Origin of the sequence: Cytobacillus sp. FSL R5-0569, from assembly GCF_038007265.1 — a bacterium.
Lineage (GTDB): Bacteria > Bacillota > Bacilli > Bacillales > Cytobacillaceae > Cytobacillus > Cytobacillus kochii.
Genome location: NZ_JBBOWW010000001.1, coordinates 739,597 through 754,222 on the forward strand (window position 1 = coordinate 739,597; position 14,626 = coordinate 754,222).

The window sequence follows — 14,626 nt, forward strand, 5'->3', positions numbered from 1 at the left end:
TGGTATGAAAGAGGAAATCACAAAAGTGTTAACGATGGTGCAAGAAGGAAAAATAGATGCCGATAAAGGGACAGAGCTGATCCAGGTGTTAAAAGAGAAGGAAGAGAAAGAAAGTAAGCAGCCCGAATCATCAAGTAAGTATATGGAAAAAGTACTCAAAATCCGTGTAAAATCATCTGAAAATGATAATGTCACAGTTAATCTACCAATCAAACTTGTCAAAGTGGTGTTGTTAGCAGGGCATAATATTGCAGCGAGTATACCTGAGTCTGCGAAATACGTGAAAGATATTGATATTAACTTAATTATCGAAGCGATAGAAAATGAATTGGACGGCCAAATTGTTGATGTGAAGTCAGCAGACGGAGATACCGTTTCAATCTTTATTGAGTAGTGACATCCTATGCTGAAAATTACGGTGAGAACAGAAGGTATGCGATTAACGATTCCAGTTCCTCATGCTGCATTGAATATTGGGTGCTCTATTCTTTTATCCAAAGTGTTTCAACGGCATGTATATGCTGGAATCAATCAACAACTGCAAAAGAAAGAAGTTGATTTTATCATCCCAAAAATGGATAAAAAATGGCTGAAACCTATTCTGAAAGAAATGAAGAGTCATAAGGGCTTGGTATTAGTAGATGTAGTAGCGAATGATGGAACTGAAGTGAAGGTGAGACTGTAACTTTAAGGGAAGTGGTTATATTAATTCCAGTTCCTTTTTTTTATGTGTTAGCAGGGTAAATAAAATTTATGAAAATTGGTAACTAAAAAAAGAAATAATTAATAAAAAAGGTTATACGCATAACTTCCTCCTAAATAAATCTAATCGCCATACTAATCATATAGATGATATGTAAAACGACTCTTAATCTAACAGAGGAGAAGAAGTAAAAATAAAGGACGGTGTATTGGTGTGGAATGGAGTAAAGAGACGGAAATGTTTATTATCTTTATTTATTACGTCCTACCCGCAGTAGTGATTGGCTTGATTATTATTGGGTTTGTGATACTATTCCGTAATTTAATAAAGTATAAAAGCAATAAAAAATAGAGAAGATGTTTGAAGAAAAACCTGCATCTTAGTTCGACGCAGGCAAAGATTTAGAACGCTTTATTAAAAGATAAGTGGATACTGTTCCCCAAATAAACAATATGAAATAAAAGAGCCTTTGAAGTAATCCTGAAGGGAGAGGAAAGAGTGGAACAAGGGAAATCAGAATAGTAATGAATATTAAGCTTGCTGTGCAAGAATATGTCCATTTTCTAATGGCTGTCAGTTTCTTAGCGAAAATGAGTAGGCCTGGAAATATGGTTATCATAGCGATCCATACGAGAATAGAGTGCCCTAATAAATTGACATCAGCAGGGATTAAGCCTGAGATAAAGGTAGAAATGCCTATTAAAAGGATAAACGATGTTGCCATTCGATTAATCAATGATTTGCGTAAGTATTGGGAGAGATATAGTACTCCGATACAAAAGGTTAATCCGTTAAACAAAAAGAGTCCATTCATTCCCACATGATGAGGGGAGCATATTTCATAAGGTGCGAATGCATAAGTGAATTCACCGCAGGTAGTTACACCAAGGTCACTCATAGCATGATGTAAATAGCTATAAGACGATGTTGAGGTAAAAATGAAGAAAGGTTCAATAAGAAAGTATAGGCAAGTCATCCCCCAACTTAAGAAGCCTATTCTTTTTGATATATACATGAGATTCCTCCTGAGAGAAAGTTTATGTATATTTTATATCCATTATTTCCTAAATGGTATGGGCTATTTGTGTATATTGGTTTAAGGCTTGAGGCTGAAAAGCGTTAAGTGGCCACACTATTCCTCGCTTTTCATCCGTTTATGTTTTTCGTGAATGATTTTTTTATTTAGTATTTTCAGTGTCCCCACCATTAACAATCTCATAACTTCTACAATGTAGTCCGCCAGATCTTCATCTGAGATCGTATCTTCGTCAATATCCAAGCGAAAATCTTGTCCTTGTAAGCCTCCCCCATTGGTAAATTCTATTTCGAAGTCGAATTGTACGCGTTTATCCATTATATTGCCCCCTCCCTTATTATTGTTTTATTCATATTCGTTTAGGGGGCATAAAGTGACCTTCTTATACAAACCATCTTATTCCCCGATATGATAAACTATAAATGTCAAAATTAACTGTTGTTTGAAAAGCAGTGTGTAAACATGCTATAAGTGAAGAAGGTAAATTTTATAAATAGATATCTCACCGTGAGAGGATTGAATACATGATGAAAGAAAATTTTTGGCGTGAGTTGCCACGCCCATTCTTTGTGCTTGCACCGATGGAGGATGTGACGGATGTTGTTTTTCGTCATGTCGTTAGTGAGGCAGCACGGCCAGATGTGTTTTTTACTGAATTCACAAATTCGGAAAGTTATTGTCATCCTGATGGACAAAAAAGTGTTCGTGGTCGCTTAACCTTTACAGAAGATGAGCAGCCGATGGTGGCGCATATATGGGGAGATAGACCTGAGAATTTTCGTGAAATGAGTATTGGTATGGCGGAACTAGGATTTAAAGGCATCGACCTAAATATGGGGTGTCCTGTTCCGAATGTTGCTGGAAACGGTAAAGGTAGCGGATTGATTTGTCGCCCGGATGTTGCTGCTGAGCTGATTGCTGCGGCAAAAGCAGGGGGATTGCCTGTTAGTGTTAAAACAAGGCTCGGTTATAGTGAAATCGACGAATGGCGTGATTGGCTTACACATATTTTAAAACAAGATATTGCCAACCTCTCGATTCATCTTCGTACGAGAGAAGAAATGAGTAAGGTAGATGCACACTGGGAATTGATTCCGGAAATTAAAAAGCTCCGTGATGAGGTAGCTCCTGATACGCTGTTAACAATTAATGGTGATATTCCTGACCGCCAAGTGGGATTAGAGCTAGCAGAAAAATACGGAATTGACGGTGTAATGATTGGCCGAGGTATTTTTAAAAACCCATTTGCTTTTGAAAAGGAAGCGAAAGAGCATAGTAGTAAAGAATTATTGGATCTATTAAGATTGCATCTCGATCTTCATGATCAATATGCAGGGCTGGAGCTGCGCCCATATACCGGCCTTCATCGTTTTTTCAAAATTTATGTTCGTAGCTTTAAAGGAGCGGGAGAATTAAGAAATCAATTAATGAATACAAAGTCAACGGATGAAGCACGTGCGTTGCTTGATGATTTTGACAGAATAAATCATTCATAAGAGAAAAGATGAATGTTTACTTCTTTTTATCGATATGATATGATACTGGTAATTAGATTCCATATGAATTTGGAGAGGTGCATTTATGAGTGCAGTAGGTTCTAAATAGGCAATTAAAATTTGAAATGAATGTAATAACAAAAGGGGAAAAAATTCTTAATGATTCCCTGATATTTGTTATGGATTGATTTCAACCTATGAAGATACCTACTATACTTTATAAAGCATGTGATGAACAGGGATAGCTATGCTATGGTTCATGACGTCTTCTTGCCTTATAAATGTAAAAGCTGCGGGGTATCCCTGCGGCTTTTTCTGTTTGAAATCTTTGGAATCTAATAAGTAGGTGTCTTCACAATTAAAAAATGAGTGAGGAGCATCGAAATTGAATAATATGACATTTGAAAAACTACAATATAACGAATTAAAACAAATTGTGCAATCTTATTGTGTGAGCGGTTTAGGTAAAAGGTTAATCGACAAACAAGAACCGAGTACAAATATAAAAGTGGTGAACAACCGCTTACAGGAAACTACTGAGGCCAGAGCAATCATAGATGCCGAGGGTCATATTCCTTTTGTAGGTATTACAAACATTGAAAGCATTATCGATTCACTTGATAAGGACATTATTTTGCAACCGAGTGATTTAGTTAGTTTATCTGACTTTTTACGAGGCTGTCGCAAAATCAAACAATTCATGCAAAGCAAAGAGTTTTTCGCACCAACGCTTGCTTCTTATGCTCAGTCGATGTCTGAAATGAAGACAATAGAGGAAGAGATCAATTTTACGATTAAAGGCAGTCGAATTGATTCGTCAGCTAGTAGAGAGTTAAAAAAGATCCGCTTTAAAAAAGAAGCGACAGAAGAAAAAATTAACGAGCGTTTAAATAAATTTTTAAACAATGGGACGAATAAGAAGTATATCCAAGAGTTCTTTATTAGTAAAAAAGATGACAGATATACAATTCCAATTAAAGCCTCTTATAAAGGTCAAGTACCAGGTGCCATTATTGAAGTGTCTTCGAAAGGTTCTACTGTATTTATCGAACCACAGACCGTTTCGAAGTTGAGTGCAGAATTAGCAAGCCTTAAAGTAGAAGAAGAGATGGAAGAATACCGAATATTAGCGACACTATCTGGGATGATAGTAGAAGAGTTACAAAAAATAAAAGTAAATATGGAGTTAATTAGCGAGTATGACATGGTATTTGCGAAGGCGAAATATAGTAAGCATATTACTGGCATACAGCCAAAGGTCAATGATCATGGCTACATTAAAATAGTGAATGGTAAGCATCCCTTGTTGCCGAAAGATGCCGTACCCCTTCAGTTTGAGATTGGTAAAGATTATAGAAGTTTAATCATTACCGGACCTAATGCCGGTGGAAAAACAATTGTATTAAAAACAATTGGGTTATTAACTTTAGCGACGATGTTAGGAATTCATATTGCGGCAAAAGAGGGAACGGAGATCGCCATTTTTGAACATATTTTCGTTGATATTGGCGACAATCAAAGTATAGAAAATGCATTAAGTACGTTTTCATCTCATATGAAAAACTTGTCGGAAATCATGAACGCCTCCAATCATCGTACTCTTTTATTATTTGATGAAATTGGCAGTGGTACTGAACCGAATGAAGGAGCAGCACTTGCAATTGCGATACTAGAGGAATTCTATCATATGGGCTGTCTAACCATTGCAACAACCCATTATGGGGAAATCAAACGTTATTCAGAATTGCATAGTGATTTTATGAACGCAGCGATGCAATTCGATCAGGAAACTTTATCACCGTTGTATCAGTTAGTTATCGGGAAATCAGGCGATAGCAACGCATTATGGATTTCTCGCAAAATGAATATGAAAGAATCCGTATTAAAGCGAGCAGAAGCTTATATGGAGAATAAAGATTATCAACTAAAGCAAGTGAATCCAGATAAAGTACGTCAGCCTAAACACAAGGTCGAAGCAATTACAGCAAAATATGATTATAAAAAAGGTGACAGAGTAAAACTATTGGATCATAATGACTTTGCGATTATCTACAAAGAAATGGATCAATTCTATAATGTTGTGGTCTACTATAAAGGAGAAATGGTTGAAGTAAATGTAAAACGAATTACCTTAAATCTCCCAGCACAGGAACTATATCCAGAAGGTTACGATTTAGAAACCTTATTCACTGATTTCGCTACAAGGAAATTGGAACACGATATTAACCGCGGTTCGAAGAAAGCCTTACGGAAAATTCAGAAGGAAATGCGGAAAAAATAAAACAATATTGATGTACCCGAGTCCATATATAAGGATTCGGGTTTTCATATTTAGTAACAACTTAAAATGGTGAGGAGTTTAAGAAAGTGAGCTGAGCCAAAGGAATTAGCGCGTTCATCCAGAGAGAAATCGCACGTGTTCAAAAAATGGTATATAGGCGAAATCTGATGCTATTTGATCTTCATTACCGCACCCTCACTCCATGCATTCCTAAGAAGCATCCAATAACTGAAAAGGTATCGTTTGATGAATTACGACCAAAGACCTAGCGGAACTTTAGACTCTAGCTAGTTAATCAGTCACGATTCCATTTGTATGATTAGCTTAAGCAATCGGAAAAAATGGTGGCTATCGGGATTTGTTTATATTTCCTTCGTTGGCTAGAGGAGAGACGGTTATGGGTTTAAGTAACAAAAAGGTTTATATTTTACTAACAGATACAGGTACGTACTTTACGAAATTGATAAAAATCTATACAAAGAGAAGTTATAATCATGCATCTATCGCCTTTGATCATGAATTAGCAAAAGTATATAGTTTTGGCAGGAAAAAGCCACGGAATCCTTTTATAGGTGGGTTTGTAGTAGAGAATATTAACAAAGGGTTGTTGAAACATGCGGATTGCATCATTTATTCTTTCACAGTAAATAATGAAGAACTGAGGAAAATGGAACAATATATTGCTACAATCGAATCCGAAAAGGAGGATTATCGTTATAATCTCTTTGGTCTATTTGGTGTGCTGTTTAATAAACCTTTGAAAAGGAGAAAAGCTTTCTTCTGTTCTCAGTTTGTAGCTTCAGTCATCCACGCTACTGACAGCATCGAATTTGAAAAACCGCTATCATTAATCACTCCGTATGATCTCCGCAATATCCCCTTTATACAGGTTGAATATGAAGGGAAGCTGAAAGAGTATTTGTATAAGGAAATAGAACAACCTGAAGGAGAAGATTCTTTTTTTGTCTCAATATAGTGAATGGGTTTTAAATTTTCCTTGTCATATTTTCTAACAGATTCATTGCGTCTCTCTATGTGATAGGTATCATAGAAGCTATAACTGTGATCACATATCACATAAAGGAGGTGACGATCCCATAAATGCGTAAAAGCGAAGTAATTACTGTCCCCACATTATCTCAAGAAGTGTATAAGCGTCTCCGAAAAGACATCATGAATGGTATATTCCCGCCAGGTAAAAGAATTTCTATTAGAAAATTAGCCTACCAATTGAATGTCAGTACAATGCCGGTTAGAGAAGCATTAAATAAATTACAATCAGAAGGATTTGTCCATTTTGAACGGAGGAGTATTTTTGTTAGGCAGCTTTCATCGCAATAATTAATTGAATTATTTGAAATTAGATTAACATTAGAGAAAATGGCCTTGGAATGGTCGTATAAACATATTGATAGTGTAGCGTTAGCTAGGTTAAGCGAAATAGTATTGGAGATGGAAAGGAAACTGACATCACCGGCGGAATGGAATGAGTTAAATAGACAGTTTCACACGTTGATATATACGTATGCCCAGTCGAAACCGATGCTTGAGATGTTGAGTATTGTCTGGGGAAGGGTGGAGCCATATATGAATATATACTCTACCAAACTAGACTATTTAATTTTCTCTCAAAAAGAACATGAGCAATTGCTAGAAGCACTCATTAAAAAGGATATTGCAACATTACACCATGTATTAACGCTTCATATTCGCCAAACAAAAGAAGCAATCTTAGAAAAACTAGAAAAATAGCAAATTACATAGAGTGGGTGAAAGGGAATGAAAGAAAATGCAAGTGCCTTTGTGAAAGATAATCTTATACTGGAACCAACAGGTAGTGGTCCGCTTAATGGGTTGACGTTTGCTATAAAGGATGTTTTTGAAATCGAGAATTACAAAAATACTGCAGGAAATCCTCATTGGTATCATACCCACGAACCCGGACAACAACATGCAACAGTTATAGAATCCTTGTTAAAAAATGGCGCGCGCCTGCAAGGTACAACACATACGGATGAACTAATGTACAGTTTAAACGGGGAAAATTATCATTACGGTACACCGGTTAATCCTCGTTCGCCTAACCGTATTCCTGGAGGTTCATCGAGCGGTTCAGCTGTTGCAGCTGCATCAGGACTTGTAGATTTTGCAATAGGTACTGATACAGGTGGATCTGTCCGTATTCCTTCTTCTTACTGTGGAATTTTTGGATTCCGTCCGACGCATGGGGAAGTAAATATGAATGGTGTAATTCCGCTTGCTAAAAGCTTTGACACAATCGGCTGGATGTCGCAAAACTTAGATACCTTATTAAAGGTAGGAGAAGTGCTGATAAGTAATGAGGAAGTAAAAGATAACCCTTTTTCGCATGTCTATTTTGCAGAAGAGGCTTGGCAGCTAATTGATGAAGAAAACAAAGAAATATTGCTAGACAGTTTAAAAGGTGTCTCTAAACAAGTTATAAACATTGCCGCTGATGGATTAGCAAAATGGTCAGAGTTGTTTAGACTCATTCAAGGAACGGAAATCTGGCAAGCTCATGGTGAATGGATTAACGAGGAGCGCCCAACTTTCGGACCTGGTATCGCCGAAAGGTTTCAATGGACATCCACTTTAAATCCAAGTGAACTTCCAGCACTACTGGGAAAACAAAATGTAATTAGAGGTCAGCTTTCATCGCTACTTAAAGAGGATGGTATCTTAGTCATTCCTACGGCACCAGGCGTTGCCCCGTTGAAAAATTTACCAAGTGAAGAGTTAGAACAATATCGAAACCAGTTAATGCAACTCACTTGTATCGCGGGAATAACGGGCCTTCCGCAGGTCACTATTCCGTTTGAAAATAAAGACGGCCTGCCAATAGGCCTCTCTTTTATCGCCAATCACCACCAAGATATTGCTCTCATTAAATGGGTTAGGGAAATGATGTTTGCTAAAAGGAAGGTGAAAAGATGAGTAGTTCCAAACAATCGTACCGTCCAACAACGATGGCGACAAATGGAATGATCACAACGCCACATTATTTAGCTTCTCAAGCGGGATTGAAGGTATTGCAAGCTGGAGGTAACGCGGTGGAAGCGGCAATTGCTGCATTATCCACCATTGGTGTTGTTTACCCTCATATGAATGGGATTGGTGGCGATAATTTCTGGCTTGTGTATGATGCGAAGCAAAAAAAATTAAAGGCATTAAATAGTAGCGGTCGTTCGGGCGAAGGGGCAACAATCCCGTTTTATCAACAACAAGGTTATAGCAAGATTCCTTCAAGAGGGGCTTTGGCTGCCAATACCGTTCCTGGTGCAGTCGCTGGTTGGGAAAAGGCCTATCAATATTCACAGAATCATATGAATGGCACGGTTGAATGGTCTGAGTTATTGCAGACATCTATTCATTATGCCAAAGATGGATTTCCTGTCACTCCTAGTCAAGTGTATTGGACTAATCTCAATTTAGATGACAAGGATAATGAGTTCCGTCATCTCCAACGTTTTACTGAATTTCAAAAGGTTTTTTTACAAGCAAATGGTCTTTCTTATCGGGCCGGTGACATTATGAAACAGCCTGATTTAGCAAGAACATTAGAAGGGCTAGCTGCGGAAGGTGGTTCGCTTTTATATGAAGGTGAATTAGCGAAGTTGATGACCACTGACCTGCAACTTCACGGGGGAGTGTTAACCATTGACGATTTGAGGCATCATCAGTCCAATTGGGTAGAACCAATCTCTGTACGTTATCGCAATCATCAAGTATTCAATGTCCCACCTAATTCTCAGGGCTTTGCATCATTATCCATCTTAAATATTTTGAATCAATTTCCACTATCAGACGTAGAAGAAGGCTCTGCTGACTATTATCATTTATTAGCGGAGGCAACAAAGCGGGCTTTCGTTGATCGTGATCAATACTTGACTGACCCGGATTTTGCTACGATCCCTTTAGATGAAATATTGTCTCTGAGAAGAGGAATCCAACTTGCCGAATCAATTGATTTTACTAGCGTAAAGGCATTTGAAAAACAACTTGATCCTAAGGGGGATACGATTTGGCTAGGTGTTGTTGATAAAGAAGGCAACGCAGTTTCGGTTATTCAAAGTATTTATCATGAGTTCGGATCAGGCTTTATTCCGAAAAATACAGGTATCGTACTGCAAAATCGAGGCAGTTATTTTTCTTTGGACGAAAGTCATATCAATTGCCTGCAAGCAAGAAAGCGAACATATCATACATTAAATCCCGCGATGTTATTTAAAAATGAACAACCTTATTTAATTTATGGAACGATGGGAGGGGAAGGGCAACCACAAACACAAGCGGCTCTTGTTACGAGAATAATAGATTACAATTTTCCGATTCAATCAGCCATTGAGGCACCGAGATGGTTATATGGCCGAACATGGGGCGCAACATCTAACAGCTTGAAAGTAGAAGGAAGAATAAGTGCATCCATTTGCTTAGAGCTCGAGAAAAGAGGACATGAAGTAGAAGTATTAGAAGACTTCACAGATGTAATGGGGCATGCAGGTGCTATTCAAATTAATCAACAGACTGGTGTAAAATATGGCGGAGCCGATCCTCGCGGTGATGGAGTTGCCAGTGGATATTAGTAGATAAGAGCAAGAACTGGCGAATAAAGAGGTCGCTGAAAAAAGGTCTTTATCATCTTTATTGATGGTAAAGACCTTTTTAGTTGCAGTGAAAATGAGAATTTGCTCAAAATTTGCTGTGTGAATGATATTTGCGCATAAGTCTCAAGTTACAATAGATTATTGCGTGCAAATTGAATTTACGCGCAACAGGGATGGGAAAAGAAGAAGAATTGCGAGTAAGTCGAAAATACGTGCAAAGGCCAGGAGGAAGAGGAGAAGAACTGCGCGTAAATTGAAAATACACGCAAAGGCCAGGAGGAAAAGCAGAAGAACTGCGCGTAAATTGAAAATACGTGCAAAAGCCAGGAGGGAGAGCAGAAGAAGTGCGCGCAAATCGAATATACACGCAAAAGCCAAGAGGAAGAGCAGAAGAACTGCGCACAAATCGAAAATACGCGCAAAAGCCAAGAGGAAGAGCAGAAGAATTGCGCGCAAGCCGAAAATACGCGCAAAAGCCAGGAGGGAGAGCAGAAGAAGTGCGCGCAAATCGAAAATACGTGCAAAAGCCAGGAGGGAGAGCAGAAGAACTGCGCGCAAGCCGAAAATACGCGCAAAGGCCAAGAGGAAGAGCAGAAGAATTGCGCGCAAACCGAATATACACGCAAAGGCCAGGAGTCAAAGGAGAAGAACTGCGCGCAAATCGAAAATACGCGCAAAAGCCAGGAGGAAAAGCAGAAGAACTGCGCGCAAATCGAAAATACGCGCAAAGGCCAAGAGGAAGAGCAGAAGAATTGCGCGCAAACCGAATATACACGCAAAGGCCAGGAGGAAAAGGAGAAGAACTGCGCGTAAATTGAAAATACACGCAAAGGCCAGGAGTCAAAGGAGAAGAACTGCGCACAAATCGAAAATACGCGCAAAGGCCAAGAGGAAGAGCAGAAGAACTGCGTGCAAATCGAAAATACGCGCAAAGGCCAAGAGGAAGAGCAGAAGAACTGCGTGCAAATCGAAAATACGCGCAAAGGCCAAGAGTAAAAGCAGAAGAACTGCGCGCAAATCGAAAATACGCGCAAAAGCCAGGAGTAAAAGCAGAAGAACTGCACGTAAATCGAAAATACACGTAAAAACCAAAAAAGAGCAGAAGAACTGCATACAGCACCAATCTACTTACATATTCCAATATGTACTTCGTTAGTTAGACATCAAAAAGCGAGATTTTAAAGCCTTTTTACTTCTTTTTATCAGATTTTATATTGGCGCGAGTTCAGGCTAAGTTAAAGCTCAAGATATTGCCACATTCGCCTGTAACAGACTTCAAGAGCCAAAAGGATGAGTAATAAACGATGAACCTTTTGGGCCGCCTATAACATTAGTTTCTTCTTTTGTTAGATAATCTTACAATAAAAAACTTAATTTAGTCATGATAGACAAAAATAATATTTAAGTTTGTACTGTCTGTCTAATGTGTATAAGAAAGGAACGATATATAATGAGAGTATAAATTCACGTTAGTTTTTATGACATATCATGTGATTTGTTTCCTATTGAAAAGGAGAGGTGTGACATGGAAGTAGTTAAGGGCGAAGTTGTCTCTTTCCAACATGTTGATAAAGTGTATCACTCAGGAACAGTGGCTTTGAGTCAGTTTGATTTATCAATAGCAGATGGAGAGTTTATTAGTTTTCTAGGTCCTTCTGGTTGTGGAAAATCGACTGCCTTACGAATGGTTGCTGGTTTAGGGGAGGCGACAAATGGTCGAGTGAAAGTTTTTAACCAAAGTCCTAAGGATGTAATCAAGCATTCGAATGACATTGCTTATGTCTTTCAAGAAGCTAACTTACTTCCATGGCGTACTGTGCTTGATAATGTTCTTCTTCCCCTTGAGATACGGGGGATTAATAAAGAGAAAAGAAAAGAGTGCGCAGTTGAGGTGTTAGAGATGGTTGGCTTAAAGGATTATTTGCACGCTTATCCTCGCCAACTTTCTGGGGGCATGAAAATGAGGGTTTCCATTGCTCGAGCCCTTGCTGCTAAGCCTAAATTATTGTTAATGGATGAACCGTTTGCTGCGTTAGATGAAATGACTAGACAAACATTGCAAATGGATCTTTTGCAAATATGGCAAAAAGAGAAAGCAACCATCTTATTTGTTACACACAATGTCTATGAAGCTGTATATCTTTCATCAAAAATTGCCGTTATGTCCGCCCGTCCGGGAAGGTTAGCTACCATGATTGATGTGAATTTACCGTATCCACGAAACCGAGTAAACAACCAATTTAATGCATATGTAGACAAAGCAGCTAAAAGTTTAGAGCATAGCATGGGTAGAAAGGAGGCTTGATGAATGGCGATTCAAACTGCTTCATCAAAAACAATCACAAGTCCTCTAGAGCAAACAAATAAAAAGAGAAATAACTATCTAAAAGGCTCAATTGTTGGACCAGTAATCGCGTTTCTTGTCTTTATGGGGTTATGGCAACTCATACCTACGATTCTGCAAATTCAACCTTTTCTATTACCGAAACCAACCGATGTCCTCACTGCTGCCATTACAGATTGGCATCTCTTATGGCCAGCGATTAGAATAACTATTTTTGAGTCAGTAATTGGTTTTCTCTTAAGTGCTGTCATTGGTATTGCTGTTTCCGTGCTATTGGCCAGTTCAAGAATACTAGAAATTAGCCTCTATCCATATGCAGTTATATTACAAACGATTCCAGTTGTGGCGATTGCTCCAATTGTTGTCATTTGGTTTGGATCAGGTTTTAACTCCATCGTAATGATTGCTTTTTTTATTGGCTTTTTTCCTGTCGTATCCAACACTTTGATGGGACTGCATTCGGTTGATAAAAATATGAGTGATTTATTCACATTATATAATGCTTCTAAATGGCAAACGATGTGGAAGCTTCGTATTCCAGCTGCTCTCCCATACATTGTTTCTGGTTTGAAAGTTTCTTGTACATTAGCAATTGTTGGAGCGATTACAGGAGAGTATATTGCTGGAATCGGTGGAGGAAAAGGGGGATTAGGTTATGCGATAACTGTTGCTGCTGTTCAGTTAAAAACACCTTATCTATTTGCTTGTGCCATATCAGGTGCTATTTTTGGTATCGGATTTTATCTATTAGTAAGCTGGGTATCCCGTTTATTGCTACGGTCTTGGCATGAATCAGCGATAAAATCGGAAAGGTAAATGCATGTTAAAATAACTGAATATTTTGATAAAAAGGGGGAGAGATATGAAATCAAATCGACTTGTTCAATGGGTAATTTTAAGTGTTTTAGTATTGATTGTACTCGCTGCTTGTGGAGGAGAAGAAACGAATAGTGCTGTAGAAGAAGGAGTGCGAGAGGTAAAGGATGTTAAATTAGTCTTAAACTGGTTTGCCAAAGCACAGCATGGGGGTGTTTATGCCGCACAGGAAAATGGTCTTTTTGAAGAAAATGGCTTAAATGTAATGATTGAACCTGGGGGACCACAAGTATCCTCAATTAATATGGTCGCATCTGGAAAGGCTGATTTTGGTTTAGCACATGGTGATCAAATTGTGATGGCTAGAAACGAAGGCATTGAATTAGTCGCTGTAGCTACCGTCATGCAAGGGAGTCCGCAAGCATTTATGTTTCATAAAGGCAAGGGTATTGCTGACTTTGCTGAGTTAAATGGAAGAAAAGTTTATGTGCAGCCGGGCATTGTATACTGGGAGTATTTAAAAACACAATATGATCTCAGTGGTGTCGAAGAATTGGCATATTCCGGACAACATGTGAACTTTGTTGATGAGAAGGATTCTGTTACACAAGCATTCCTAACGTCAGAACCTTACTTTATGGAATTAGAGGGAATTGATGTAGAAACGAAATTAGTTTCGGACGCAGGTTATGATCCTTATAATGTTGTCTTATATGTGACAAAAGATTACTTGGAAAACAATAAAGAAACGGTTGAAGCTTTTACGACTGCTTTTATAGAGGGATGGAATTTATATGAAGGTTCATATGAAGAAATCAATGAGTTGATTCAAAAAGATAATCCAGACATAGAACTTGCCTCTCTAAAATTTGAAGCAGAATCACAAGCAGAGTTTGTTTACGGAATGGATGCAGCTGAAAATGGAATCGGTACGATGTCAGAAGAGCGTTGGGGGACGCTGATTGACCAGCTATATGATTTAGGATTGGTGGATGAGAAGTTCGCTGCAGAAGAAATCTTTACAACAGCGTTTTTACCCGACAAGTAAATGGCGGCCGAAAGAAGAGTGAGTGATATCGAATCACTTACTCTTCTTTGCTGTTTCTCCTCAAACGGTTTGTATGGAAAAAGCCCACAATAGCCCTTCTTTTATTTAGCTTTCTTTTGGAAACGGTAGTACTTCGGTTGTCTCTGAATAGATGGAATTTTTTTATTTATCCTCTCGTGTGACAAGTTTATTCGGCATGTAGTATAATTCACGGGTCACTCTCTATAGGTTTCCTTAGAAGAAAAATGGGGAAATTAAATGAAATACAAAGGGGATG

15 protein-coding genes are annotated in these 14,626 nt (G+C 38.4%); 13 read left to right on the forward strand and 2 right to left on the reverse strand.

Translation table 11 applies throughout. From position 1 onward, the window contains the following. Nucleotides 1-4: 4 nt before the first annotated feature. A complete protein-coding gene (locus MKX78_RS03915; RefSeq protein WP_341049883.1) occupies nt 5-394 on the forward strand; it encodes an SHOCT-like domain-containing protein in 390 nt (129 codons plus the stop codon). Nucleotides 395-403: 9 nt separating this feature from the next. Continuing rightward, nucleotides 404-685, forward strand: coding sequence for a hypothetical protein (locus tag MKX78_RS03920; protein ID WP_341049885.1), 282 nt, complete (start codon nt 404-406; stop codon nt 683-685). Between the two features lie 397 nt (nt 686-1,082). Here MKX78_RS03920 and MKX78_RS03925 read toward each other — a convergent pair whose 3' ends face one another. Both MKX78_RS03925 and MKX78_RS03930 read right to left on the reverse strand, forming a co-directional pair. Then, nucleotides 1,083-1,718, reverse strand: a complete 636-nt coding sequence (locus MKX78_RS03925; protein WP_341049887.1) for a DUF998 domain-containing protein — start codon at nt 1,716-1,718, stop codon at nt 1,083-1,085. A 117-nt stretch (nt 1,719-1,835) separates the two neighbouring features. Beyond that, on the reverse strand, nt 1,836-2,057 hold the full coding sequence (locus MKX78_RS03930; protein WP_341049889.1) for a cyclase: 222 nt from the start codon (nt 2,055-2,057) through the stop codon (nt 1,836-1,838). Nucleotides 2,058-2,266: 209 nt separating this feature from the next. Here MKX78_RS03930 and MKX78_RS03935 point away from each other — a divergent pair, with 209 nt between their 5' ends. The 11 genes from MKX78_RS03935 (at nt 2,267) to MKX78_RS03985 (ending at nt 14,349) form a co-directional block, all read left to right on the forward strand. After that, a complete protein-coding gene (locus tag MKX78_RS03935) occupies nt 2,267-3,235 on the forward strand; it encodes a tRNA dihydrouridine synthase (RefSeq protein ID WP_322910221.1) in 969 nt (322 codons plus the stop codon). A 385-nt stretch (nt 3,236-3,620) separates the two neighbouring features. After that, nucleotides 3,621-5,516 carry an endonuclease MutS2 gene (locus MKX78_RS03940; RefSeq protein ID WP_307315022.1) on the forward strand — a complete coding sequence of 632 codons (1,896 nt, stop codon included), beginning with the start codon at nt 3,621-3,623 and terminating at the stop codon, nt 5,514-5,516. A gap of 397 nt (nt 5,517-5,913) precedes the next feature. Next, entirely contained in the window at nt 5,914-6,492 is a 579-nt protein-coding gene (locus MKX78_RS03945; RefSeq protein WP_307315019.1) for a hypothetical protein, read from the forward strand. A 125-nt stretch (nt 6,493-6,617) separates the two neighbouring features. After that, nucleotides 6,618-6,857: a GntR family transcriptional regulator gene (locus tag MKX78_RS03950; protein WP_307315017.1), complete on the forward strand. Its 240-nt coding sequence runs from the start codon at nt 6,618-6,620 to the stop codon at nt 6,855-6,857. Between the two features lie 18 nt (nt 6,858-6,875). Next, the gene (locus MKX78_RS03955; RefSeq protein ID WP_341052704.1) at nt 6,876-7,268 is read left to right on the forward strand and encodes a GntR family transcriptional regulator; all 393 of its coding nucleotides are present in this window, start codon (nt 6,876-6,878) and stop codon (nt 7,266-7,268) included. Nucleotides 7,269-7,295: 27 nt separating this feature from the next. Further along, nucleotides 7,296-8,471, forward strand: a complete 1,176-nt coding sequence (locus MKX78_RS03960) for an amidase (protein ID WP_307315016.1) — start codon at nt 7,296-7,298, stop codon at nt 8,469-8,471. After that, complete coding sequence (gene ggt, locus MKX78_RS03965) at nt 8,468-10,120, forward strand: gamma-glutamyltransferase (RefSeq protein WP_307315014.1); 1,653 nt, start codon at nt 8,468-8,470, stop codon at nt 10,118-10,120. Before MKX78_RS03960 ends, ggt begins: the two co-directional genes overlap by 4 nt. 365 nt (nt 10,121-10,485) lie before the next feature. Further along, nucleotides 10,486-10,959, forward strand: coding sequence for a hypothetical protein (locus MKX78_RS03970; RefSeq protein WP_341049894.1), 474 nt, complete (start codon nt 10,486-10,488; stop codon nt 10,957-10,959). Between the two features lie 707 nt (nt 10,960-11,666). Further along, nucleotides 11,667-12,446: an ABC transporter ATP-binding protein gene (locus tag MKX78_RS03975; RefSeq protein WP_307315011.1), complete on the forward strand. Its 780-nt coding sequence runs from the start codon at nt 11,667-11,669 to the stop codon at nt 12,444-12,446. Between the two features lie 3 nt (nt 12,447-12,449). Continuing rightward, nucleotides 12,450-13,301: an ABC transporter permease gene (locus MKX78_RS03980; protein WP_307315009.1), complete on the forward strand. Its 852-nt coding sequence runs from the start codon at nt 12,450-12,452 to the stop codon at nt 13,299-13,301. Between the two features lie 46 nt (nt 13,302-13,347). Then, entirely contained in the window at nt 13,348-14,349 is a 1,002-nt protein-coding gene (locus tag MKX78_RS03985; protein WP_307315007.1) for an ABC transporter substrate-binding protein, read from the forward strand. The last annotated feature ends 277 nt before the right edge of the window (nt 14,350-14,626 follow it).